Annotated in this window: 25 protein-coding genes and 1 riboswitch; of the genes, 3 read left to right on the top strand and 22 right to left on the bottom strand. The window is 39.4% G+C overall.

Annotation, left to right across the window (positions count from 1 at the left end):
* Positions 1 to 57 precede the first annotated feature (57 nt).
* Positions 58 to 189 (top strand): YpzI family protein, encoded by a 132-nt coding sequence (locus ACFX4L_RS03755; protein WP_284470308.1) that lies wholly within the window; start codon positions 58 to 60, stop codon positions 187 to 189.
* Between the two features lie 62 nt (positions 190 to 251).
* On the opposite strand, the gene fni is transcribed toward ACFX4L_RS03755, so the two are convergent.
* The 19 genes from fni to ACFX4L_RS03660 all read right to left on the bottom strand — a co-directional run bounded on the left by fni (position 252) and on the right by ACFX4L_RS03660 (position 18,771).
* A complete protein-coding gene (fni, locus tag ACFX4L_RS03750) occupies positions 252 to 1,298 on the bottom strand; it encodes a type 2 isopentenyl-diphosphate Delta-isomerase (protein WP_377383008.1) in 1,047 nt (348 codons plus the stop codon).
* Between the two features lie 19 nt (positions 1,299 to 1,317).
* The gene (gene rpsA, locus ACFX4L_RS03745; protein ID WP_061463893.1) at positions 1,318 to 2,457 is read right to left on the bottom strand and encodes a 30S ribosomal protein S1; all 1,140 of its coding nucleotides are present in this window, start codon (positions 2,455 to 2,457) and stop codon (positions 1,318 to 1,320) included.
* Positions 2,458 to 2,671: 214 nt separating this feature from the next.
* Complete coding sequence (locus ACFX4L_RS03740; protein WP_284472035.1) at positions 2,672 to 3,253, bottom strand: lysophospholipid acyltransferase family protein; 582 nt, start codon at positions 3,251 to 3,253, stop codon at positions 2,672 to 2,674.
* Positions 3,254 to 3,255: 2 nt separating this feature from the next.
* Positions 3,256 to 3,930: a (d)CMP kinase gene (gene cmk, locus ACFX4L_RS03735; protein ID WP_061463894.1), complete on the bottom strand. Its 675-nt coding sequence runs from the start codon at positions 3,928 to 3,930 to the stop codon at positions 3,256 to 3,258.
* A 190-nt stretch (positions 3,931 to 4,120) separates the two neighbouring features.
* Positions 4,121 to 4,306: a YpfB family protein gene (locus ACFX4L_RS03730; protein WP_061463895.1), complete on the bottom strand. Its 186-nt coding sequence runs from the start codon at positions 4,304 to 4,306 to the stop codon at positions 4,121 to 4,123.
* 505 nt (positions 4,307 to 4,811) lie between these two features.
* Positions 4,812 to 6,167, bottom strand: a complete 1,356-nt coding sequence (ypeB, locus tag ACFX4L_RS03725; protein WP_377383006.1) for a germination protein YpeB — start codon at positions 6,165 to 6,167, stop codon at positions 4,812 to 4,814.
* Positions 6,168 to 6,181: 14 nt separating this feature from the next.
* Positions 6,182 to 7,033, bottom strand: a complete 852-nt coding sequence (gene sleB, locus ACFX4L_RS03720; RefSeq protein WP_284470304.1) for a spore cortex-lytic enzyme — start codon at positions 7,031 to 7,033, stop codon at positions 6,182 to 6,184.
* 125 nt (positions 7,034 to 7,158) lie between these two features.
* A complete protein-coding gene (gene prsW / locus ACFX4L_RS03715; protein WP_089364793.1) occupies positions 7,159 to 7,845 on the bottom strand; it encodes a glutamic-type intramembrane protease PrsW in 687 nt (228 codons plus the stop codon).
* A gap of 89 nt (positions 7,846 to 7,934) precedes the next feature.
* A complete protein-coding gene (locus tag ACFX4L_RS03710) occupies positions 7,935 to 8,897 on the bottom strand; it encodes an asparaginase (protein WP_061463899.1) in 963 nt (320 codons plus the stop codon).
* A gap of 26 nt (positions 8,898 to 8,923) precedes the next feature.
* Positions 8,924 to 9,892 (bottom strand): YpdA family putative bacillithiol disulfide reductase, encoded by a 969-nt coding sequence (locus tag ACFX4L_RS03705; RefSeq protein WP_061463900.1) that lies wholly within the window; start codon positions 9,890 to 9,892, stop codon positions 8,924 to 8,926.
* 150 nt (positions 9,893 to 10,042) lie between these two features.
* Positions 10,043 to 11,320: a Glu/Leu/Phe/Val family dehydrogenase gene (locus tag ACFX4L_RS03700; protein ID WP_061463901.1), complete on the bottom strand. Its 1,278-nt coding sequence runs from the start codon at positions 11,318 to 11,320 to the stop codon at positions 10,043 to 10,045.
* A gap of 271 nt (positions 11,321 to 11,591) precedes the next feature.
* Positions 11,592 to 12,167 (bottom strand): genetic competence negative regulator, encoded by a 576-nt coding sequence (locus ACFX4L_RS03695; protein ID WP_284470302.1) that lies wholly within the window; start codon positions 12,165 to 12,167, stop codon positions 11,592 to 11,594.
* An 88-nt stretch (positions 12,168 to 12,255) separates the two neighbouring features.
* On the bottom strand, positions 12,256 to 13,149 hold the full coding sequence (locus ACFX4L_RS03690) for a MerR family transcriptional regulator (RefSeq protein WP_377383000.1): 894 nt from the start codon (positions 13,147 to 13,149) through the stop codon (positions 12,256 to 12,258).
* A 98-nt stretch (positions 13,150 to 13,247) separates the two neighbouring features.
* Positions 13,248 to 14,063 (bottom strand): metallophosphoesterase, encoded by an 816-nt coding sequence (locus tag ACFX4L_RS03685; RefSeq protein ID WP_284470300.1) that lies wholly within the window; start codon positions 14,061 to 14,063, stop codon positions 13,248 to 13,250.
* Between the two features lie 100 nt (positions 14,064 to 14,163).
* Entirely contained in the window at positions 14,164 to 14,622 is a 459-nt protein-coding gene (locus ACFX4L_RS03680; protein ID WP_284470299.1) for a YpbF family protein, read from the bottom strand.
* A gap of 140 nt (positions 14,623 to 14,762) precedes the next feature.
* Positions 14,763 to 15,602 carry a LysM peptidoglycan-binding domain-containing protein gene (locus ACFX4L_RS03675; RefSeq protein ID WP_377403946.1) on the bottom strand — a complete coding sequence of 280 codons (840 nt, stop codon included), beginning with the start codon at positions 15,600 to 15,602 and terminating at the stop codon, positions 14,763 to 14,765.
* Entirely contained in the window at positions 15,580 to 16,206 is a 627-nt protein-coding gene (locus ACFX4L_RS03670) for a CPBP family intramembrane glutamic endopeptidase (protein WP_377403943.1), read from the bottom strand. Before ACFX4L_RS03670 ends, ACFX4L_RS03675 begins: the two co-directional genes overlap by 23 nt.
* Positions 16,196 to 17,707 (bottom strand): RecQ family ATP-dependent DNA helicase, encoded by a 1,512-nt coding sequence (locus ACFX4L_RS03665; RefSeq protein ID WP_284470297.1) that lies wholly within the window; start codon positions 17,705 to 17,707, stop codon positions 16,196 to 16,198. Before ACFX4L_RS03665 ends, ACFX4L_RS03670 begins: the two co-directional genes overlap by 11 nt.
* Positions 17,707 to 18,771 (bottom strand): YpbB family protein, encoded by a 1,065-nt coding sequence (locus ACFX4L_RS03660; protein WP_284470296.1) that lies wholly within the window; start codon positions 18,769 to 18,771, stop codon positions 17,707 to 17,709. Before ACFX4L_RS03660 ends, ACFX4L_RS03665 begins: the two co-directional genes overlap by 1 nt.
* A gap of 290 nt (positions 18,772 to 19,061) precedes the next feature.
* On the opposite strand from ACFX4L_RS03660, the gene ACFX4L_RS03655 reads away from it, so the two are divergent.
* Positions 19,062 to 19,310: a ferredoxin gene (locus tag ACFX4L_RS03655; RefSeq protein ID WP_034308087.1), complete on the top strand. Its 249-nt coding sequence runs from the start codon at positions 19,062 to 19,064 to the stop codon at positions 19,308 to 19,310.
* Between the two features lie 137 nt (positions 19,311 to 19,447).
* Here ACFX4L_RS03655 and ACFX4L_RS03650 read toward each other — a convergent pair whose 3' ends face one another.
* A complete protein-coding gene (locus ACFX4L_RS03650) occupies positions 19,448 to 20,029 on the bottom strand; it encodes an ECF transporter S component (RefSeq protein WP_061463910.1) in 582 nt (193 codons plus the stop codon).
* A gap of 166 nt (positions 20,030 to 20,195) precedes the next feature.
* Positions 20,196 to 20,332, bottom strand: a riboswitch (FMN riboswitch).
* 1,072 nt (positions 20,333 to 21,404) lie between these two features.
* Here ACFX4L_RS03650 and serA point away from each other — a divergent pair.
* Positions 21,405 to 22,979 (top strand): phosphoglycerate dehydrogenase, encoded by a 1,575-nt coding sequence (serA, locus tag ACFX4L_RS03645; RefSeq protein WP_061463911.1) that lies wholly within the window; start codon positions 21,405 to 21,407, stop codon positions 22,977 to 22,979.
* Between the two features lie 115 nt (positions 22,980 to 23,094).
* Here serA and ACFX4L_RS03640 read toward each other — a convergent pair whose 3' ends face one another.
* Complete coding sequence (locus ACFX4L_RS03640) at positions 23,095 to 24,312, bottom strand: hypothetical protein (RefSeq protein WP_377403940.1); 1,218 nt, start codon at positions 24,310 to 24,312, stop codon at positions 23,095 to 23,097.
* Positions 24,278 to 24,859, bottom strand: coding sequence for an RNA polymerase sigma factor SigX (sigX, locus tag ACFX4L_RS03635; protein WP_377383022.1), 582 nt, complete (start codon positions 24,857 to 24,859; stop codon positions 24,278 to 24,280). Before sigX ends, ACFX4L_RS03640 begins: the two co-directional genes overlap by 35 nt.
* Positions 24,860 to 24,899: the final 40 nt, after the last annotated feature.

Here is a 24,899-nt window from a genome sequence, read left to right as displayed (position 1 = left end):
ACTGCAATATTCATCCATAAAACCGTCCCCCTATCATTTTAAAAAGGAGGTGTAAACATGGGTAAAGATCGACAAGAAAAGAAATTGAAAGAAAGTAGACGGGTGGAGTCCGATAGGGACCAATCCTTGGGTCATAAAGGGGCAACAAGAATGGAAAGTCCCGAAGAGGCACGAAAAAGGAATAGCTAAGTTATCCCGAACAAAAAGAAGCATCTCAATGGTTTCAATTGAGATGCTTCTTTTTGTGGAATTCATTTAGCATATGCCGAACAATTTATGCCTCTTTGAGATAACCAATGATAGGTGTTGCCTTTGATGACTATTTTCGCGTTCCTTAATTCTGAGATATTACCGCACCCTAGTGCAGTCATGATGATCTTTAAATCTTCATGTATGTAGTTTATTTCTTTAATCAATTGTACCAGGCCAAACTCTTTATGCAGCTTGAGGAAATGTCCGGCTAACCCGACACCTTTCGCTCCTAAGGCCAGGCTTTTTGTAATTTCCAAAGGGCTTTGAATGCCCCCCGATCCAATAACTGAAAGCTGAGGTGAAACATTAACGGCTTCGACTATCGAAGCAGCTGTCGGTATGCCCCATTCATTAAAATATCCGAGTATTTTCGCTCGTCTTTCATTTTCGATTTTAGCAAAATTCGTTCCGCCAAACCCGCCTACATCAATGATCGATACACCAACGGAATGTAATTGCTGCACCGTTTCCTTACTCATCCCAAATCCAACCTCTTTTACGATGACAGGAATTCCGATACTTCTGTTGATTTTCTCTATTCTCGAAAGGGTACCCGCAAAATTCCTATCCCCTTCAGGCATCGTCAATTCCTGAATGACGTTAAGATGAATCTGCAGGGCATTTGCCCCGATCATTTCGCTGGCTCGCTTTGCCTGTTCGACTGTTGCTTCACCGCCAAGATTACCAATCAGCACCCCATCAGGATTTTCCTGTCTTACCACTTTAAAGGAGTCTTGCTGACAAGAATCCTTGATGGCTGCCATTTGTGATCCAACCGCCATAGCGATTCCTGTTTCCCGGGCAGCAATGGCCAGGTCACCATTCAATTTTTCAGTTTCAGGGCCTCCGCCACCGGTCATGGCATTTATAAAAATTGGCGAACTTAATTCAAGTCCGCCAACTTCCGCTGATAGGTTCACATTATTCAAGGAAATTCCTGGTAAGCTTTGGTGAATAAACGAAATATCCTCTAGCCCGGTTTTATGCTGCTGACCTGTTTTTAACGCAAATTCTATATGATCTAATTTTCGTTGTTCTCTCTCCAAGGCCCTCACCATTATTATCTTATTTTAGTTTTTTCAATTGATCACCAATCATTTCACCTAGCTGAAAGCCCTTCGATTCTTCAGGAAGCTCATAATCCGATGTGTTGTATTTGGATTGAGGTTCTTCAAGTTCTTTAATGCTCAATGATAGACGTTGATCCGTTTCATTGACATCCAGGACCTTCACTTCGACAGACTGGCCTTCTTTAAGAATTTCTTGTGGTGTTGCAATATGCTTGTGCGAGATCTGTGAAATATGGACAAGACCTTCTACCCCTGGGAAAATCTCAACGAATGCACCAAAAGAAACAAGGCGTTTAACGATACCATCTTGTGTAGAGCCCTTTGCCGCTTTTTCTGCAATTCCTGACCATGGTCCTGGAAGAGTATCCTTTATGGAAAGTGAAATCCTTTCATTATCACGATCAATGGATAGCACTTTCACCTGCACATTATCCCCTTCGGAAACCACATCGGATGCCTTTTCGACATGCTGATGGGATAGCTGGGAAATGTGGACAAGACCATCTACGCCGCCAATATCCACGAATGCACCAAAATCGGTAATCCTTTGGACCACACCTTCAAGCACCTGCCCGCTTTCAATCTTATCCAAAACGTTTGCTTTTTGTTTTTCCTTTTGGTCTTGGACGACTGCCCGATGTGAGAGAATTAAGCGATTCTTGTCTTTCTCAAGCTCAACGATCTTGAATGTTAAAGTTTTGTTTTTGTAATCAGAAAAGTCTTCAACGAAATAGTCTTCTACTAGAGAAGCTGGAACAAAACCACGTACGCCTAGATCTACAACAAGCCCGCCTTTGACGACATCTTTAACTTCAGCCTCAAATACGTCTCCGTTTTCAAATTTCAATTCCAGGTCATCCCATGCTTTCAGAGCGTCAATCTTACGTTTAGATAGAATGAGAGCTTCTTCTTCTACTTTAATGATTTCCAGCTCCAATACATCACCTACCGAAACGGCATCTGACGCCTTTTCGACATGAAGGCTCGATAACTCACTGATAGGAATGATTCCATCTGTCTTGCTGTTTTCACAATCGACAATGACCTGTTTTTCTTCTACCTTTGAAACGGTACCTTTAACTTGATCCCCAACTTTGTAATTGTTCACTTCTACCTGGTTCATATCTTCTGTCATTACTAACTCCTCCTTAACCCATGACTGATCAGCAAACTTCCTCTTCATCGGCCACATATTTTATTTAAAGTGGTTCAATAAAAACACTTTCCTAATAAAGATAAAAACAGTTTTTTTAGAGTAATAAGGTTATATTCCTTTTCATCCCCAATAAGGAACAATACCCTTATTTTATAAATTCTAACAAAATCAGAAAATTGTCAAGTATCATGAACTATTTATGCTCGGAAATCAATTTTCCAATTTGTTCCATGATGATTTTAGTAGCTTCATCAGCTGATATTTTCCGTTCCCGATATTCGGTAAAATTTATAGGAGGTCCGTAAACCACCTTCAAAGGACGCAAAAGTTTATATGGGCCGATAATCGCACATGGTATGATCACGGCATCAGATCGCAGTGCGAAAAATCCGGCACCAGCCAAACCTTCTCCCAATTCACCTGTCTTACTCCTGGTTCCCTCGGGAAACAGCCCAATAGCCTTGCCCTCTTTCAATAGCTTTAAACCTTTTCTAAGGGATTCCCGATCGCTATTGCCCCGCTTCACGGGAAATGCATTTACTCTGGGTAATATCCCCTTTAAAATAGGTGCTTGAAACAACTCTTCTTTCGCCATGAAATGGATGTCCCTTGGAGATGTCATGCCAACTACAGGCGGATCAAAATTATCAATGTGATTGGCACAAATCAATACTCCGCCCTTTTTAGGGATATGTTCCTTTCCAAGCGTCTTAACCCTATACGCTGGCATTAACACGGCTTTTACGACGTTTTTGCCAAATGTGTAAAAATCCAATTTCATCTTTTCCTCTCTTCTATTAAAGACATGATACTTTCTGCCACTTCTTGAATCGATAATGAAGTCGTATCAATTTCGATGGCATCCACTGCCTTTTTCAGGGGCGATACCTCGCGTTCCGAGTCCAGCTTGTCCCTTGTTGCAATTTCTTCCCTTAACTTTTCGATATCGGATGGGAAACCTTTCAATATATTTTCCTGATGTCTCCGCTGTGCCCTTTCATCTACAGAGGCGACTAGAAATACTTTTACTTCGGCGTTGGGAAGAACGTGCGTTCCGATATCCCTGCCATCCATGACCACTCCGCCATTTTCACCAAAGATTTGCTGCCTGCAAACCATTTCTTCCCGGATGCTCCGGTGCTTTGCCACCTCCGAAACAGAACCAGTCACTTCATTGTTTCTGATTTGGGCTGTCACGTCCACATTATCCACGAACACCAACTGCCCATTTTCACTTGGTCTTAATTCGATATCTGTATTGATGAGAACTTCGGATAGTGCTTGTTCATCATTCAGTCGAATCTGTTGGTTAATGGCCTTATAGGTAAGGGCCCTGTACATTGCACCTGTATCCACATATATGTAATTGAACTTTTCTGCAACAATTTTAGCAACCGTGCTTTTTCCAGCAGCAGCTGGTCCATCGATTGCAACTGATAATTTTTTTTCCATAAATCCTCCCAAGAATCCTACAATCATGCTGATTATTTAGTACCCTTATATTTTATCACATCTAGCGGGAAAATCATTAATAAAAGGGAAGTGTACGTTCAAAATCACCTAGTTCATCTCTCGATCATACATCCATCAATCATTTCCCTTTACCCAAAATCTTCATACAAAAAAAAGCGGATCACCGCTTTTACTTTGAGGTCCCATTGAATGTTTCAATGATTTTCGTATAATTATTGCTAGTGACACCTTCATACCTCGAAAGCTTGGTCAAATCAAAGATTTGATCCTCCCTGCTCAAAAGGAACTGGAAAAAAAATAAGCAGGCTAATTGGATGATTATCACTTTAATTAATAGTCTTTCAAATGTTTTCATAAGCCGCACCTTCCATACTGTTTATATTAGCAGTATGGATGGAATAGCTGTTTTTCATTCAATCATGTCAAACTTACAAGCCTTTTTTTCTTTAAATCGACCTGCTTTTCAAAAATGAATCTCATTAGTGTCTGTACTTCATTTTTAGTCAGTCCAAGAAATTGACGGACAGTAGCTTATCTCCATGCTCTTTCTCCGTTACACGAGTGACTTTACTTTTAAACGTAAATAATGGATCTCCCTGATTTTAGTGTAAGCGCCATCCACAGGTATAATTGCGAAACCGTATGTATATGAGAAAGGAAGTACACCAGGAATGTTCTGGATATATGCCATATCAGGGCTACAACCATTCGCACGTATTTGAACATATCAGGAAACAACATAACATTACCAATGAATTTTCCCATATAATTCAAAAAACATTTAATTTATTATGTCATGAAATAAAAAAAGGGAAAGTGACTGAGCACATTTCCCTAAATGAATGAAACATCCTGACAGTTTAAATTAAATTCTCGTATACGGGTTCGGAGTTCTTTAATTTTTCCACCTTTTCTTCTTGACCAGTATCTGCATTAATGAAAATACGGTAGGTATCCTCTTTAATCGTGCCGAGAAATTCATAACAAAGTACTTCTTCACCAATATCATTGATGATTAACGCCTTTCCTTCTTCCATTATTTTCACATTCAAGTTGATTTTGTCCTTAGCTTCTTTCTCGGATATTTTCGGATTTCCTATTTCCCTGGTTTTATGTGATTTTAAATACTCGTCAGCTGAAAATCCTATAACGGATCCGTCATCCAATGCGATTTTGACCTTGACTGATTCAGGATAAATTTTGACTCCATTTTCAGATGATACGAAATTAAGTAAAGCGATATTATCGTACTGAGCACTTTCAAATAATTCAAGTGAACTGAAATCATGTTCCTTTAAAAAATCTATGGCTTTTGTATTGGCTTGATTCAAATCAATATTTGTTTTGTTCACGTCCCTATTATTGATATACCAAATAGGGTAACCGCCTTTTTTTGTTAAATCCATATTTAATTCGGTACCGGAGTCCTTATCGAGGATGCTCACACTATAAAATCCATAATTGGAACCTTTGCCGTTTTCTTCAACATTCACCTTCAAATTTTTGCTTTTTGAATGAGCATAGCTTTTTGCTGTCGCAATCGCTTCTTGTTTTGTAATCGTTGCACCTTGCAAATTTTTGAAGTTTTCATCCTTCTGTGGTGCAGTAGTAAACGTCGGATTCATCTCATTTGTTTCCCCATATCCAGAAACTTTTTTCTCTACAGTTTTTAATCCGTCGATGATCGTGTTATCTGAATTTTCTTTTCCAGATGCAAGAGCCATTTCGACATCCATCCATCTTAAATTGTTTTTAAGGACTAGATATTGGACTCTTCTTAACTCGTCCTGGATGTCCCCTGCCTGCGTGTACAAGGATTGCAAAGTCGAATATTCCTGATCATTCAATGGTTCTTTTTCAAGGTCACGTACAGCTGTTTTATAACTGAAGTCCGCAATTTTTGATAAAAATTCTTCTGTCTTATTAAAAGGAAGCAAGGTCAATGGCAATTGCCCTACATCACTTTGGGCTTCGGAAGTGATACGCCAAACATCTGTTAAAGCTGGACTTAATGAATATCTTGAATTCATCGCCAAAGTACCGCCGACCTTATCGTGCAATAAATCTACTTGGTAGCTTAAATCATGAAAGGCTCGCTGATACGTATTTTCCGCGTTGATTAATATGGCATTTTTTTCCTTATGTTCTTGATAGCCCCAGAATGCAGTTCCTGCAACAACTACAACAAGCAGGGCAATCACTATATTCCTGATCATTTTCCTTCACCTCTTTACTTACAAAAGATATGTTTTCCGATTCTTTTAATTTGTTGTCTTGACCAGATCCATTTACTTGTTGCCGTATCGGGATTAAAGTAATATTCTGCATTACTGCTTGGATCCCAACCATTGATGGCATCCACCACGGCTTCTTTTGCCCTTTCGTTTGGAGTCAGCCAAATCTGTCCATCCGCAACAGCCGTAAAGGCCCCAGGTTCAAAAATTACTCCTGAAATCGTATTCGGGAAAGCTGCACTTTCCACCCTATTCAGTATTACTGCTGCAACAGCAACCTGACCTGCATATGGCTCCCCTCGTGCCTCTCCATAAACGGCATTGGCCATCAGCTGTATATCGTTTTGAGAATATCCTCCCGGAAGATTGGCTGATGTCGCCGTTTTGGAAGGGGCATTTCCGGAAGTGGCATTGCCTCCACCTGACTTGGATCCATTTGCATTTCTTTTCACTTTCACCTGTTTTTCAATGGGAACCCCCCCATAATAGGTGAACTCGTTCCCTTTATTGATCTGTTCGTGAACAAATTTTTTATTGAAGTTAGAGGCATTGGTCAACTTCTGTTTTGTTGAAGTTCCTGCTAAACCATCGATAGGAAGCCCGAAATCTTGTTGAAAGTTTCGAAGTGCCCAATAAGTTCCCCATCCATAGGCTCCATCAATCTTTCCATTATAGTAACCGATGTTTTGTAATCGTGCCTGCATTTCAATTACATCATCACCAACCGCACCTTTTTGAATGACTTGGCTCGAAAAGGCATTTGTTTTTGTTTCCGGGTAAATTCCGAAACAAATAGTTATACACGAAAACAGCAATAGCCATTTCCATTTTGACGAAATTCCTTTCATCAAAAACACTCCTCTTTTTCTTGAATTAATGTAATACTATTTTCTTCTTAACTGGCTTTTTTATTCCATACCATAAAAAAACGGAGCGGGCAAAATATGCCAGCACTCCGTTTTCGAAGTATTTATCATTTGCTAATAAAATGTTTTTGAGAAAGTTTTTCTGCGTGAAAGTCAGACAACAAACGTGCTTTTTTTACTTTTTTCATACCTAACCACCATAGGTAAATCATAAATGGCATAATGAAGTATACCCAAAATTTTTGGGAAACTAAAATATAGTCATAAACCCCATGTAAAGCAATTGGGATGACCAATGCCAATAATAAATAGAACCTATTATTCGAAGCTGAAAATTTCGCCTTGCCCAAATAATACCCCATGAGCACACCGAACAAAGCATGACTGGATACAGGGAGAACCGCCCTGAGAAAAGCATGTTCCACCCCGTTGGCCAGCAGGTATAAAATATTCTCCATCGTAGCGAATCCAAGGGAGACTGCAGCGCCGTACACGATTCCATCATATGGCTCATCGAATGCTACGTGCTGATAAATAACATAAATGAGAATGAACCACTTGAAGAATTCCTCAAGCAGTGCAGCCCATAAAAATGCATTAGCTAAGTCGGTATTCAAGATATGTTCCGTTTCGAGCACATACTGTATGAACATTATCGGCAAAACCAGAAAGACACCGAATAAAAATGTTTTGACAACAACCGATATAGGCTCGGTTTCATATTGATCTTTCAAATAGAAATAGCTAAGTAGCGCCAACCCTGGCGCAATAGCCGCTGACAACATGACCAGCATTAGCTGACCCTCTTTTCCTCTTCTTTTCCTTAATCGTACCACGGAATGAAGAAAAACTGAATCCAAGAATCAAGTCTTCCAGCATTTATTTACTTAAAGAAGGTTTCATCTACAGAGTTTTCGCTTGCCAGCACGACAGCTAACTTAATTCTAGCCTTTTTGCTGTCATAATCAGCACCTAATATCACGCCGCGCTGTTTTAAATCAAATGCGCTGCCTACATAATCATATGCCGGGTAAACTTTACCTTCTTCGGCACTTGTTGTCATGACGACCGTAATGCCATTATCGATAACATTTTGTATGGAAGTTACCATTTCAGGGGTGCCTTGTCCCCTTCCTACACCCTCGAGCACGATGCCTTTTGCACCATTTGCAACCGCTGCATCAATAAAGATGCCATCAGCACCTGTGTGGCACTTGATGATATCCACTCTGGGAATGCAATTCTGAATCTCATAATACTCCCTATGTAAAGGTTTTTGATAAATGCTTACGACATCATTATCAATTATCCCCAAATATCCATATCCAAAGGATTCGAATCCCTGCAAATTGGAAGCATGGACTTTTTTAACATACTTTGCTGAATAGATCCGCTCATTAAAAACGACAACTACGCCAACATCCCTAAGCAAATCACTCGCAGCGCATAATATTGAATTCCTTAGATTGGAATATACATCGGTTCCCACGTCATGGGGAGACCGCTGGGAGCCGGTTAATACAATTGGACGTTGATCCTTATTCGTGACATCAAGGAAGTAAGCCGTTTCCTCTAGTGTGTCCGTACCGTGGGTCACAACGATTCCCGTAACTTCCGGATCTTCCAATTCCTTATGAATGGCTAATTTAAGCTGTTGCATTTTCTCAAAGGACATGGACATGCTTGAAATCTGGAAAACATCCACCACTTTAACCTCGATATCGTTGGGTAATTCGCAAAGTGATGCCAACTCCTGGCCAGTCAATGCACCTGAGGCCAACATACCATTAATGGTTTCTTTACTGGCAATAGTCCCGCCTGTCGTTATCAATGTTATTTTATCCATATTTACCCATCTCCTTTTCATTCCATTCACTTTTCTTTAACAGCCAAATGATAGGCAATCAAACCACCATGGAACCTGCCATTTTCAATGAAGATTTCGTTCGCATTATTTCCTGCTGCCAGAACTCCTGCAATATAAAGGCCCTTAACGTTCGTTTCCATCGTTTCCTCGTTATATTCGGGCCTTCCAGTCTCCTTATCAATATTTATGCCCATTGAAGCTAAAAAGGTATGATCAGGATGGTAGCCAGTCATGGCAAACACAAAATCATTTTTAACAACTTTTTCCTCTTCACCTACATGATATATGACACTATCTTCAGTTATCTTATCAACATTCGCATTAAACTCCATCTTGATCGTTCCATTGCGGACTAATGATTCAAATTCCGGAAGAATCCATGGTTTGACTTTTGAAGAGTAATCCGATCCTCTATAAAGGACTGTAACTCTTGCGCCTGATTTGACCAATTCCAGTGCCGCATCCACACTTGAGTTTTTACCACCGATGACTGCAACATCACAATTAAAGTAGGGGTGGCCCTCCTTGAAGTAATGAAACACTTTAGGAAGCTGTTCGCCTGGAATGCACATATAGTTAGGATGATCATAATATCCGGTCGATACGATCACATGTAGAGCAGTATAGTCACCTTTTGATGTCTTGACCAAAAATTTCCCATCTTCACGTTTTTCCACTTTTTCTACTTTTTCAAATTTATTGATCCGCAATTCTTTCCTTCTGACCACTTCCCTATAATAGGCTAGCGCCTGATTACGGACCGGTTTACGATTTTCGATAATAAAAGCGGTATCACCAATCTCCAGTTTTTCACTTGAACTGAAAAATGTTTGGTGAGTTGGATACCGGTAAATGGAATCCACCACATTACCTTTTTCAATGATCAGGGACTGTATTCCCACTTCTTTAAGAGCGATAGCAGCAGCCAATCCACAAGGCCCCCCGCCTATGATAATGACTTCTTCAACATTCATCTATACTCCACTGCCTTTCCATTCACTATATAATTCGTTCGTCTAAAAATAAAAACTCCTATCAATACATGATAGGAGTTTTTACAAATCATTTCAATGATAAAGCAATGAACATGATTTTAATTATAATCAATACATGATCTGAATCTTTTAGATCCAACCACGGAAGCGTGAAGCTTCAGCCATTTTTCTTACACCGATCATATAAGCCGCAAGACGCATATCAACACGTCTGGATTGTGCAAGTTCATATATATTATTAAAAGATTTGACAAGGATTTTTTCCAGCTTTTCGTCCACTTCTTCTTCAGACCAGTAATATCCTTGATTATTTTGTACCCATTCGAAGTAGGAAACCGTTACTCCACCAGCAGAAGCAAGAACATCAGGAACAAGAAGGATTCCACGATCCGTTAGGATTTGTGTCGCTTCAATTGTTGTAGGTCCGTTTGCTGCCTCGACAACGATCGATGCTTTGATATTAGCAGCATTTTCTTCAGTGATTTGGTTTTCAATTGCAGCCGGAACTAAAATATCACAATCTAATTCAAGCAGTTCCTTATTTGAAATTGTGCTTTTAAACAATTTCGTAACGGTTCCGAAACTATCTCTCCGATCGAGAAGATAATCGATATCCAAGCCTTCAGGATCATGAAGAGCACCATATGCATCTGAAATCCCAATAACTTTAGCACCTGCATCATGCATGAATTTAGCTAAGAAACTACCTGCGTTACCAAAACCTTGAATGACGACACGTGCACCTTTAATATCAATGCCGCGTTTCTTGGCAGCTTCATTGATACAAATCGTTACACCCTTGGCAGTGGCTGATTCACGGCCATGAGAACCACCAAGTACAAGCGGTTTACCCGTAATGAATCCTGGTGAGTTGAATTCATCCATACGGCTGTATTCATCCATCATCCAAGCCATGATCTGAGAATTTGTAAATACATCAGGTGCCGGGATATCTTTAGTCGGCCCAACGATTTGACTAATTGCGCGAACATAGCCACGGCTTAGCCTTTCCAGCTCACGGAAGGACATATTACGAGGATCACAAACGATACCGCCTTTACCCCCGCCATATGGTAAATCAACGATTCCGCATTTCAAACTCATCCAAATGGATAATGCCTTCACTTCACGTTCCGTTACATTTGGGTGAAAACGGATACCACCTTTTGTAGGCCCAACAGCATCGTTATGCTGTGCACGGTAACCAGTGAAAATTTTAACTGATCCATCATCCATGCGGATTGGCATCTTCACCGTTAATAAACGCAATGGTTCCTTCAAAAGCTCATAAACTTCTTCCGGGTAACCCAGCTTATCTAAAGCTTTATGTATTACTGTTTGGGTAGACCTCAGTACGTCGTGTTTTTCCTCTTCATTTACATGGCTATTGCCTTTTGCCGATTCCATTAAAAGTACCTCCTAGAAAATCTCATCCATATATCAAATTATAATCTTCAAATAGTCCTCTTCATGTGCTAGTATACACCTTCGTTATATTTATGCAAGAGTTAAAATGGGAATTTAAAAGTTGGAAATATTCTAAAAATGAAAACGTTATCATATCAACTGTTTTCTTACCCTTTTATCATATATTTTCTTCTGCAGGAAAGGTGAGACAAGTAAGGCAACCCGCATTGATTTTCCATTATGTGGCTGCCTTGTCTCTTTCGGTTTACATCTAACTAAAGTGTGAGATCAAAACATGTATCGCTTCATTTTCGATTATACATGTTCCATATTCATTGATGCGGCAGAGTGTCAGTGTTGATGCATGGCCATACTCAGCCGCTAAAGAGATGATCGTGTCATATGTCGCGTCTATAATATTTTCGATAAGTAAATAGTATCTTCCCTCATAATGATAAAGATTACTCTTTATCAAACCTTGAAAAGACAATCTTTGAGATAATTGGACGATATCTTCAAAATCATCGAAAACATACAGAATATGGGGATGGTCATCAATTTTCACCTGTAAATCCAAAAATTCCTCTTCGTCTGTCAATAACTCCTCTTCTTCCTTCGTTACAATAATTATTAACCCTTGAGCAGGCAGGGAAAAAATTTCGATTGCAATGGAACCACTCATTTTAAAGCTGAGTTCTTCGCACGCTTCTTCGACCATATCCTGAAATAACTTGTGGACCTTTAAGGAATTCCCTAAAATATCTTCTTTTGTTATACCTCTATCAATCAAATCATCAAGGGTCAAAAAAATCTTGATTTTATTATTAGTTAATCGCTCCAGCTTCATAAAAAAATGCCCCCTGGTTACCATCTTCATACATCATATGAAGCCTTGGTCTTAGAGTGCATATCCATTATTTCTCCAAAGCCTGCCGCTAACCTTTCAGCCATTCCTCCCATTCCGATTGTGTATCCCCCATTAAAACTCCGCTGAAGGAAGTACGGATTTCTTCGGATACAAGGCTCAGCGCCGCACCCCCAAGACCCACCTTCAAATCCGGAAAATCCTTTATTAAGGCTTCAACCAGCCTGAATGTTCCATCGAGATTCTCTATCAGTGAACATGACATGAATAAGTATGAGGGCCTTATGATGTTTAAAACAGTAAAAAGATCCTTATCGACGATGGATTCTCCCAAATAAATGGTTTCATATCCTTTCCGTTTCAAAAAAACGGTAAAGACCAACAGTCCGAATTCATGTTTTTCACCAGGGGCACAAACGGTAAGGGCTTTCGGAAGAAAACCGTTAGTCGGAATCGTATGCATGACTGAACTGATCCTGGATTTTAGGATGTTCGAAGCAAAGTGTTCATGGGCGGAAGTAATTTCTCCCCTTTCCCACTTATCCCCTACCTGAACCAATATGGAACCGAGTATATCAACTATGGTATGTTCGAGTGTATACATACTGAATGCTTGGCTTATCAGCATGTGTGCTTTATTTTCATTGAAATTCAATAGGGCCTCGATTAATTGATCCGATAACTTAATCGTTTGTTCGTCCTTACGGGTCATTTCAGGAACTTCAGTCGCTAGAGTGCCAGTACTTTCAAGAAGTGAAACGGCCTGGCTGATTGTGAAACCTTGCTCTGTTTTATTGATGAGCCATTTTAGGATTTGCAAATGTTTTTCTGTATACAGCCTGTGCCCTGATTCATTCCTGACAGGTTCGATAAATTTATAGCGCCTTTCCCATGCCCTCAAGGTTCCCGGCTGAATGTCTAGCAGTTTTGAAACTGCCTTTATATTATATTTACCTTCTTGCATGGTTTTACAAGGCCTCCAATAACTGTACGTTCATTTGTTGAAATTATAGTTGATTATTTTAAGTCTGTAAAATCCAGATATGCTAGATTAAAAGCAGCTTAATAGGTCTTCTCCACCGCAACGCCCACCTCCGTGCTCGTCCCCCTTTTCAGGTTGAATAGATGCGTTTCCGGCTTAGCCTCAAGCCTTAAAGGGACTGTGCTTGTCCCATAACCATTACTCGTCATAAACAAACACTCCCCCTCCTTTTTAATGCTGCCTATCTTATAGGGCCCTAATCCGAATATGCGGATCTGTCCGCCATGCGTGTGACCGGACAGGACGAGACCTATCTGGTGTTCCGGAATCAATTGTTTCATTATCAAAGGGTTATGACTCACCAAAATTCGAAAAGCCTCATTCCCGCAATCCGACAGAGCAAGGTCAAGCCTATCTCGTTCCTCCGTTATATCATCAATGCCCAGAAGAGCGATTTTGCTGCCATTTTGAGACTCAAAAGAAACAGCTGTATTATCAAGCATTTTTACTCCATGCTTCAGAAGAGTTGCATCAAGCTCATGGAAATCCCCTTCATAATCATTATTTCCCCAAACAAAATAAAGGGGACCAAGTTCTTTTAATTTTAATATATTTTTTTCCACACGTTCTATGGGGACCCCTCTTTCCCTTATGTCCCCGCCTATGATTACCAAATCTGCCTTGTCACGGGCACCCTCAATTAATTTATCCGATATGATCCGTCGATGAAGATCGGATATGAAGAAAATCCGCATATCGCCAAACCCTTCAGGAAAGTCTTTGAAATATAAATCTTGAAAAATCAGCCTATTTTGCTTAGCCGTACGCCACATATAAATGATCGTGGCAACTATCAGTAAAATGATGACTAATAGTAATCCAGATACCAATAACATCCTTTGTTAAACCTTCTTTCCATCCTAATCCCAAGAGTTACCTTCATATAACCATAAAACAAAATTACTCGCAATCAAATATGATTTTTAACGTGATCATTCATTTATTTTCATGATATAAGTTAATATCATAATTTTTTTTCATCATTTCAAATACTTTATGTCGATTTTTCCATTCTTCCTCTTTTTCCCATAACTGCTTGCTTTTATTAATAATTTCGCAGCGAAGAAGCTGAAACTCCTTTTCTGCTTTATCAAGCTTTTTTTTAATTAATACCATATATCCATATAGGCCAATGGCGGCCGCCAAAAAAAGGAAATGGCTAAAATGGTCGACGAAAACACTAAACATACTAAAAAAGGAATAGGAATAAGGTACAACGATATAAAAATAAAGATACACAAAAAAAAGGGCAGCAACAATCATGGTTGCCCACAAGCTTTGAAGATGCTTCTTTTTAAGAGCCTCGAACTTTTTTTTTCGACCCACAACATTCTGAAGCATTTGTTTTGTTGCTTGATCCGTTTTTTCATCCAATAAAATGATTGTCGATTCCATCGCATTTCCTCCTCTACTCTTACAAATCATGATATGAAGCTGTCCAGGAAAAAATGATAAAGTACCTGTCAAGTTTATATACTAAAAACAAGCCAAACATTTAACAAAAACACCCTGCCTCTAAAGACAGGGTGCCATCATTATTTCTTGATCGGTATTTTTAACACCTGACCCTTGGAGATTTCATTGCCATTCAGCCCATTCCACTCCCTGATAAGGGCAATGCCTTCCTGTGATTTGTAGTAGTTCATGGAAATGCGGAATAATGTTTCCTCACCTTGTACAGTATGTAAGAGAACCTTGTAATCATCTTTATTCGGTTTCGCGTCTTGAACGCGTTCGGCTGCCACTTTCTTTTCGGCTGCTTCCCTCTTTGCTTTTTCATCAGCTATTTGCTGTGCTTTTGCTTTTTCGTCAGCTATTTGCTGTGCTTTTGCCTTTTCTTCTGCTACTTGCTGTGCTTTTGCCTTTTCTTCTGCTACTTGCTGCGCTTTTGCCTTTTCTTCTGCCTTTTTCTTTGCTTGCTCCTCTTTTGCGACTTTCCGCTTTTCTTCTTCCTCTGCTTTAGCTTTAGCTTCTTCTTTTTCTTCTTTTTCTTTTTTTTCTTTCTCCGCTTCAGCCTTTGCCGACGCTTTCTCTTTCTTTTCCTTTAAATCAGCTGCAGTTGCTGTAGTTGGAATCGTTTCTTTATCCTCGTCTCCCTTGTTTTCATCAATGACGACTTGGTCACTTTTTGTATCATGTACAGGTCTATGCTGAAGATATGTATAAAGGCTGTAAAATCCAATTGGAAGCAAAATAAAAAATAACGCTAATAATTGTATCATTGGAAACTTAATCTTCACTTTACTTTTTTTCTTTTTATTCTGGTGGACTTTACTGCGCTTGGGCAATGATGACTTAGCCTTCTGACGTTCAATTCGCGAACGAAGTTCACCAGCCTGGTCGTTTTCTTTTTCATTCTTTTGGACTCGGCTCATTCAAGTCACCCCCTTTCTTGCTCAACCCTCTTTGCTTTTTGCTCCTGATTAGAACACCAAGGATAAAGTCAATCAAAAAGTGGGCCGTAATCGTCACGATGATATTATTAGTCATTTCAAATAGAAAACCGATAAAGAAGCTCAAAACCAAAACATTTAAAAATAAAAACCAATTAAAAAGGTAACGATAATGAACGGCTGCAAAAATCAGGCTCGTCCATAGCAATCCAAAATGTGTTTGCAACACTCCACGAAATAATAATTCTTCGCTTATAGCTACCACTAAAGCAACGACAAAAATCATCTGGTATGACAAGTTACTGAAAATGCGTTCGTTAATACCACCATCATCCTGATAGGAAGATGGTGTCACTCTCATCAATAAAATGTCAAATAACAAGACAATGACTCCAGCGGGAATTCCAATCAGCAAAATATTCAGGTCATCAAAGATAAATAAGTCGAAAAAAGCAGAACGGTCCTCAAATAAAATAATACCTAAAAAAGCGGCTAACGTTAAGAGAATAATTTGTGTAAGAAACAAATTATATAGCAACTGCTTGTCTGTTAGTTGTTTAATTAATTCAGCTTGCTTATTTTTCATTCCCATTTTCCTTCTTTAATAAGATTAAAGCCAATTCATTTTTCCACGTGGAAAAGGGATTAACTGGATCAACCTTAACTTCCGGCCATACATCAGCCATTTTTTCGGCATCCATCCCACAGATATCACAGCAAATGGGGTTCACTACTCGCTGCTTTTCTTCAAAGTAGTGCAGTATCCCTATACGGCGACATTCACGTGCATATAACCAATGAAGGAATTTATGCAGCTTTTCTTGATTACCGGATTTCCTCTTTTGGCAATACTCTTTCATTTCTGACATTTGGTCTAAAGGATTTTTAGTTCCATTAATCAGCTGGGTAAAAAAACGAAGTTGGATATCATTCAAAGAAAAAGATTGAGACAGCTGTTCTTTTTCTGATAGGGTGAAATTCGCCAAACCCTTTTGTGAAGCATTAAGGAAAGAACAAACACCCTCGATTTGCATATCCGTAGGTAACTGTTGTTCCATCAAATGCAAGGGAAGCCCTTCATCCCCTTCGCAATATAATAAGACAGCGACACTTTGCTTCCGATCTCGTCCCGCCCTGCCTATCTCCTGAAGATATGCTTCCATCGTGGATGGCATATGAAAATGGATAACGTATCTGACATCCGATTTATTTACACCCATGCCAAAAGCACTTGTTGCACATATAATTTTCAACTGACCAGAAATGAATTGCTGCTGAATGAGCATCCTTTGTTCCTGTTCCATGCCACCGTGATAATAATTGACACTGTCAATCCCGTTTTCCTGTAAAAACCCAGTGACCGATTCCGCAACCTTTTTAGATGAAAAATAAATAATACCGCTCCCTGTAAATTTCCTTACAAGCTCCAGTACACGGGATAGCTTTTCATCGTAACTGATCAGGCGCTCGACAATTATTGCAATATTTTCTCGATCAACAGATGAGACGATTTCTTCGGCTTGACCAATTTCGAGTTTACTTACGATGTCCCTTCGGACTTCAGTGGTTGCAGTTGCTGTCAGGGCAAGCGTCAACGGATTGTTCAACTCACGCCTCACTTCTCCTAAATTCAAATAATCCGGACGGAAATCGTAACCCCATTGTGAGATACAGTGTGCTTCATCTATGACGAACAAACCGATTTCTATCGATTTCAAGGATTTTAGTACACTCTCAAGACTTAGCATTTCAGGAGATAAAAAGATAAAACGATACCTATGTAAACGATCGAGAGCTTTCCTTTTTTGATTTAGCGTCAAAAAAGAATTGAGGGTCAATACGCTTTTTTCGCCACTCATCTTTAGCTGATCTGCCTGATCCTGCATTAATGATAATAATGGGGAGACAATTAGGACAGTCTTATTTAAAAGGTAAGCCGGCAGCTGATAACACAATGATTTACCGGATCCGGTAGGTAGCATCGCTAATGTATGACGTCCGGACATCAATGATTCGATCACTTCTTTTTGTCCAGGACGAAATTCATCAAATCCAAATTTTTCTTTTAGGACACGTTCTATATTCATCATCCATCACCTATTTTCGCAAGTACAAGCCTGATCTGGAAAAAGCTTATCTGTTTATTATCGACCATCTGCTTGATGGCCTTAAGCTTTTTCGTACCAAGTTCATTAATAGCGGCTGCAATTTCCCTCTCATCGTCGAGAGACACATAATCGGCAATCGGAAAACTTTTATCCGATAGGACAATTTCGACTAGGTGATCCTCAATGGTGTTGACTTTCAATCGGCGGACCTCAGCTATTTCCCCAAGGTTTTTCCCTTCTTGGATGTATCGTAAAGTAGTTTGTGTAGATTGTGTCAAATGAGGATTTTCACCCCTTTGCCAATCATAGATCAACGTTGACAAAAGGGGGTAATCCGTTCCCGTTTCCATTTCAGAAAGCATTTGATGCAACGAGTCAAGGAAAGTAAAGCGGATAAACTCTTCTTCTAGATCTTTCCTTTTTGCAATCTGTTCAAACGTAAGCCCAATCCTGTTTGTCCCAGTTAATTTCATAATGAAAACATCTCGTTTCAAATCACTTTGACTTTCTAAAAGGGATATCAGTTCTTCATATAGATGTTGCGCAATCAACTCTCGGTCCTGACGATTGGCATGTAAAAATTCCTTTACGAAAAATTGGATTTTGGGATTTCTTTGTATCGGATAAAAACGTCTTTCATTGTGGACAATATGGGATATGGTTTGAATGAGTAAGTTTAACCTTCCCCAGAAAACCGGGGTGATATTGTGATACTTCCAACCATTTATAAAATTCGGAAAAGGATTATTATTGAAGTAATCGACTAACATCCCCTCACCTTGCATACTAATTTCAAATGCATCTGATTTATCCGTTAGATTTATGTATTCATGGTCAAGGAACTGTTCAATGTTTTGATTTAACTGCTGACGGGTAAATCGTGGTATTGTCCCAAATATATTCGTCAACCCGAATAAATGGGCATCCTGGATTGTTTGTGACGACTTCTTCCCCTGAAGCATATGGTATATAGCATAAATGGAACGTTCACCTTGAAATTTTTTTATCGCATATAGAATGATTGCCTGTAGATAATTATTCATGGGACTCACATCCTTGTTTCATTTATCCAATAAACCTATTGTAACAAAAAACTGCAAAAACCGCCGTTATTATTGATGAATACAAGGAAAATTATGTGACTAAATGACGAATCATGGAAAGGGCCATGTTAATTATTTCGATGATTTTCGTTGACATCCTGCTACATGATAGTTATTATCAATACAATTTCTATTGAAAAGTTTGGCATTCGGTCTTACAATAAGAAAGAGATAATAATCTGAAATAAAAAGATTATCAGTTGTCTATCAACTTAGGAGGGGTTATATTCATGGCTAAATTTACTATTGTGGATAAAGAAACATGCATCGCTTGTGGCGCTTGCGGAGCAGCAGCACCAGATATATATGATTATGATGACGAAGGGATTGCATTTGTTACCCTTGACGATAACGAGGGAATCGTTGAAATTCCAGATGTACTTATAGATGACATGATGGATGCATTTGAAGGATGTCCAACGGATTCTATTAAAGTTGCTGATGAGGCATTTGACGGGGATGCACTAAAATTCGAATAAAGGTACAAGCCATTTTCAATCGGGAATGGCTTTTTTTTTGGACAATTTCATTGCATCTTCCCCTGCCAAATTAAACGGACATAAAAAACAACCGAATTTGGATATCGGTTGTTTTTATGTTTCTATCGTAAATGCCATTAAGCATTTTTATATAATGTTTGCTTATTGATCCATGCCTGTAATTTAATGAACAACAACATGAATACAGATGTTATAAGCACGCCTTTAATTACATTGAAAGGCAAGATTGCCGTCGTGATTAACTTTCTTGATTCGGGTGCCGACATTGCATCCCATCCCATAAAGAAGGTATAAGCCGGTAAAAAGACATAATAGTTTAAAACACTCATAAATACTGCCATGGAAACTGTTCCCGCAAGTAAAGCGAACGTCATCCCTTTTTTTGAATTGATTTTCTGAAATACATAATAAGTTGGCAAGACAAACAGTATTCCGGCTATAAAGTTAGCAATATGCCCCACAGGTACAGCTGTCAAGGTCCCTGTCATGACTAAATCCAATAGGTTTTTAAGGAATTCAACTAGAATTCCTGCCATAGGACCAAAAATCAATGCCGCCATCAATGCTGGTATGTCGCTAAAATCAACATTCAGAAAAGGTGGAAATCCTGGAAACGGAAAATTCAAAAGCATCAATAAATAAGAAATGCTTCCCATCATTGCCAGCGTGACCGTTTTTTTCACTTTATTCTTTTTCATAGTTCTCTCTCCTTCTTTTCCGATCTACCTGAAAAGAGGTTAGTGTTCCTTAATGATGTCGATGCTCAATAAAAAAACCTTTAATTCCAATAGAATTAAAGGGATAAATTAAAGGTTACATCAAACAAACGTATCAGCAAATGACTGTTGAAACGCACTCAGGAACCTCCATCTTCTCCCATCCAGACTATACTGTCGGCTTTGGAATCACACCAAATCCTGCCCCGTAAGGCTCGCGGGCTTAGAAGGAGAACTTCCTTCATCACCGCCGGTGGGGAATTGCACCCCGCCCCGAAGATAGACCTATAAATTTTTTAGTTTCCTTTCGTTTCCGAAAGGTGCGTTAAGTAGCTTTGTATCAGCAGTTTATTCGTATAGGCGATTTAATGTGTTTCCACTAATCCCCTTTGAAAACCCGCTTTTCCAACCAAGTTTCCTACCAAAAACCTACCGTTTCTCCACCACTTAATTTATTTGATTTTATCATGCAAATTTAAAAAAGCAAGAAATAAATTTCCGCCTTTAACCTTTGGTTTTAATTTAAGGATAATTTATCCAACGGATTTTAGTGTATGTTTTTTCAGCAATAGGTAATTGGAATTTAAAACAATACACGTTGCAATCAGTCAAATTTTCCGATTCCTCCTGCATGTATCTTTCTTTGATCAGAGGCCTTTTCTCTTAGGCAAACGGCTGACAACGCGTTTTAATCGCTCCAGAAGTTTTTTCTGTTTATCCTGTTGATCCGCATTATAAATCGCTATACTTCCTGTCTGGCCGCCAATTGATTAGTGGGACCAAAGATCTTACATTTCTCTTACGCAATGCCATGAGTTCACCTTGCCGCATTCGAAGCCAATATGAAGATCAGCTTGTTACGGTACTCAAATCCGCTAAGATTTACTTACTTTATCTTTGGTCCAGTAATCCACTTTGGGCTTACCAGAGCGTGGTTTTGAGCTTTTATCCAACAGGAAAAAAGGATTCTTTAGTATTCAGCTGAATCGTCAGAAGAGCAGAGGTCATAGTACTTGTCTACTCGAGAAGATAAGGAAGGTCCGAAAAGTATTTTTTCTCTGTTAAATACAGTTAGGATGAATATCTATCGTCATGGTGAATGTCCATTTATAGATTAAAAGGTTTAAAACAATAATTGGATATACAAAATGATAATTCGGAATAATGTAAATAATTTTTCTTTTTTAAGCAATCGATGAGGAAGCCATTATTATGGCGGCCTTCCACACACGATCAGGATGATAATTATTGTTTTAAGCGCTTACATCCATTTAAGTCAAATTGACATAATTACCATTTCAATTGTAAAATTAACTGAAATTTAAGATAATTACTCTCCCCTAGGAAGGTGTTTAGCATGTATCGGATTTTAGTGGCAGATGCCATCAAACCAGAAGGACTCGGACCGCTATCAGAGGCATCCCATATTCTTCTTATTCAGAAGACAGTAGAGGAAGCGGCAAATGAACTTGATCGGATTGATGCAATACTTGTAAGAAGTGCAACGAAGGTAACGGAAGATTTAATGAACCGTATGCCGCAGTTGAAAATCATAGCACGCGCTGGTGTCGGCGTCGATAACATAGACATCCCCGCAGCGACAAAACGCGGGATTGTCGTGGTTAATGCACCCGACGGAAATACCATTTCAACAGCAGAACATACATTTGCGATGATGGCTTCCATGATGCGCCACATTCCGCAAGCTTATGCTTCATTAAAGAATGGGGAGTGGAAACGTTCTTCATATACAGGAACGGAACTTCGCGGTAAAACATTGGGTATAGTCGGCTTTGGACGTATCGGAGGGGAAATTGCCAAACGTGCTAAAGTGTTTGGTATGGATGTCATTGTCTACGATCCGTTCCTTACTGCCGATCGTGCAAAGAAAATGTCCGTTACATCCCTGCCCTTAGATGAATTGCTTCCTAAAGCAGACATCATTACTGTGCATACTCCCCTAACGAATGAAACCAGAGGATTGATCAATAAAGAAAAACTGCTTACCTGTAAAAAAGGCATATATGTACTGAACTGCGCCCGTGGCGGTATTCTGGATGAAGATGACTTATATGAAGCGATAGTTGAAGGACATGTTGCGGGAGCGGCACTGGACGTTTTCGTCGAAGAACCTCCACTTGGCCATAAACTGCTTGAACTGGATAGCGTCATAGCTACACCTCATCTAGGTGCATCTACGAAAGAGGCCCAATTAAATGTGGCCGTACAGGTTGCCCAAGAAGTATTGACCTATTTCGAAGGAAATCCAGTCTCAAGTTCCATCAACCTTCCAGCCATTTCTAAAGAAGTCTTTGAAAAGGTACAACCATTCTATCAACTTGTTCAGCAAATGGGATCCATTGCTTCTCAGTGCATGAAAGAAGGAATTCAGGAAATCTCCGTTACGTATGCTGGAGAATCATTGGACTTCGATACAGCGATTCTGACAAAAAGTCTGATCTCAGGTTTCTTCAAATCAAGAGTTGATGCAGCCGTCAATGAAGTGAATGCCCTGCTGATCGCAAAAGAGCGTGGCATCACAGTTGGTGAAAAAATCTCTACGGACTCTTTAGGGTACTCTAACTTGATCAGCCTTAAAGTAAAAGGTGACAACCGTGAATTAACAATCAGTGGAACTTATATCGAAAATTACGGTTCTCGAATTGTTAGTTTGAATGATTTCAAAATCGACTTTCATCCGGAATCGAATTTACTTTATATCCAGCATACCGATAAACCTGGTGTTATTGGTAACGTAGGTAAGATCCTTGGTGACCACGGAGTGAATATCGCCACAATGCAGGTAGGTCGTAAAAAAGCTGGCGGGGAAGCCATCATGGTTCTGAGCTTTGATGAACCCTTAGAAGACAACATGAAACAATTTTTAATGGAAATAGATGATATTACGTTCATGGCCCGTATTTCATTATAAGAAGAAAAAAAGTGCCTTCATGCGCGGGCACTTTTCTTTTAGGGTGTTTATTATGTACGTTCTTTTCAGCACCATTACATGTACTTCTCCCCATCATTTAGCCTAACTCCCTGCATCAATTGACTTGGTTCGGTGCTTTGGGCACCACTATGTCTTCAGTTAAATTCAGCTGGCCTACCTCTTCAATAGGAGCATTTTCAAATTTCACTTTTTCAAAACCAAAATCCTTAGCAATGAAGAGAATGGCTTCTAAAGCTTGAAGGGATTCCTTGCTATTTTCAATAGCAGCTTGATCTGATAGATTAATGATCACAAGATCTCCTTTTGAACGTATACTTTCCCAATTCAGGTCATCCGGGATTGCAGGTGATATTCCCTCAATGTCCGGCTTCCCTTTTCCAGCTTGAAGCGCCTCTTCGAAGTCCTGATAATCCAGATTGCTTGGAACAAGAAACCTTGGAGAGGATTCATCTCTTTGGTAAAGAAGGTATGTGCGTTTTTTTTGATGAGGAATATCCGCCTCCTTTAAAAATCCTGCATGTGCAAACATTGCACCTTGCTTACCACCTGTAGAAAAAGTCATCTTCTCTATATTATTATAGGAAAGCGTTTCTTCCATCGAGTGGAGAAAAAGTGTATCATCATCCAATAGCCGGCTGTTTTTTCGAAAGTCAATATGAGCAGTGGTCATATCTTTTCCTTGGCTAATCTTTATATCAAGCGGAAAGTAGTCAAATAGCCCATATTGCTCTTCATCGATATCGGACATTTGGTTAACTAACCGATTCAGTGTATTCGATTCGTCATTATGTTTGAGTTTTATTGAGATGGGAACGATGAAATTCATTTGATCATCCGGTATACCCATGGTAATGAACGAAGCATTTTTCAGGTCGTCTTGATAAATCGCATGTACAAAAGTTTTTTCCTTTTCACCTTTTAATGGTTCTATTTCTGAAACCCCGTCGTTAGATTCAATTTCCACTCGCTTACCCAAAAACTCTTGATTATCCTGTTTATCTTCTGATGTATCTTCTTTGATACCCTGCCGTTCATGTTCTGTCATTTCCTTATTTTCAGAAATGGAAAATTTCCCATTACTGCCGGTCTCCTCTTGACTTGTAGTTCCTTTTTTCCCATTAATTAATGATGACGCAAAAGCAACCAATAAGAATAAGGAGGTAACACCCGCAATTAGAGGCATCCAGTGTTTCTTTCTCTTTTTATCATGTATTCCCGCAAACACCTCTGCCTTTGTTCGGTCATCTTTTAATTTTGGAAGTTCGCGCAGCATGTCTTCAATTTCGCTTTCTTTCCAACGGGATTTTCTCAATGCGGTGGCCCTCCTTCCCTGATGAATCTTCCATCAATTTTTTGATTGCCTTTAAAGCACGGTGCTGGGTCGTTTTCACCTTACTTTCACTCCAATTTAATACTTCAGCAGTTTCCGTAATGGACATGCTCTGAATATATCGTAAAATGATGACGGACCTTTGATTCGTGGTACACCGGTTTAAGCATTGATAAATATCTTGGATATCATCGTTCATGATAGCCACTTCTTCCGGAATGGGCTGTGAATCTTTAATCAATTGCCTATCCCAATCAAAGTTAGGGAAGATTTTGTCTTTCCACCCTTTTTGTTTCCGAAAAAAATCAATTGTCACATTTCTTGCAATCGAATAAATCCACGTTTTTTCACTGCTTTTTCCTTCGAAGCGTTCATAGGCCTTCAATACCCGGATATAGACCTCCTGAACAAGGTCCTCAGCCGTTTCACGATTTTTAGTCATATAATAAATGAATTGATAAATTTCCTGATGATATTTTTCATAAAGATCGTGGAAAACGGAATCCTTCATTTCCCCACATCCGTTCATAAATATAGTCGTCATTCCTAAATAAAAGTTACATACCTCG

Source organism: Peribacillus sp. YIM B13482 (assembly GCF_042787975.1).
Classification (GTDB): Bacteria; Bacillota; Bacilli; order Bacillales; family DSM-1321; genus Peribacillus; species Peribacillus simplex_A.
This window is presented reverse-complemented; position numbering and strand designations above follow the sequence as displayed.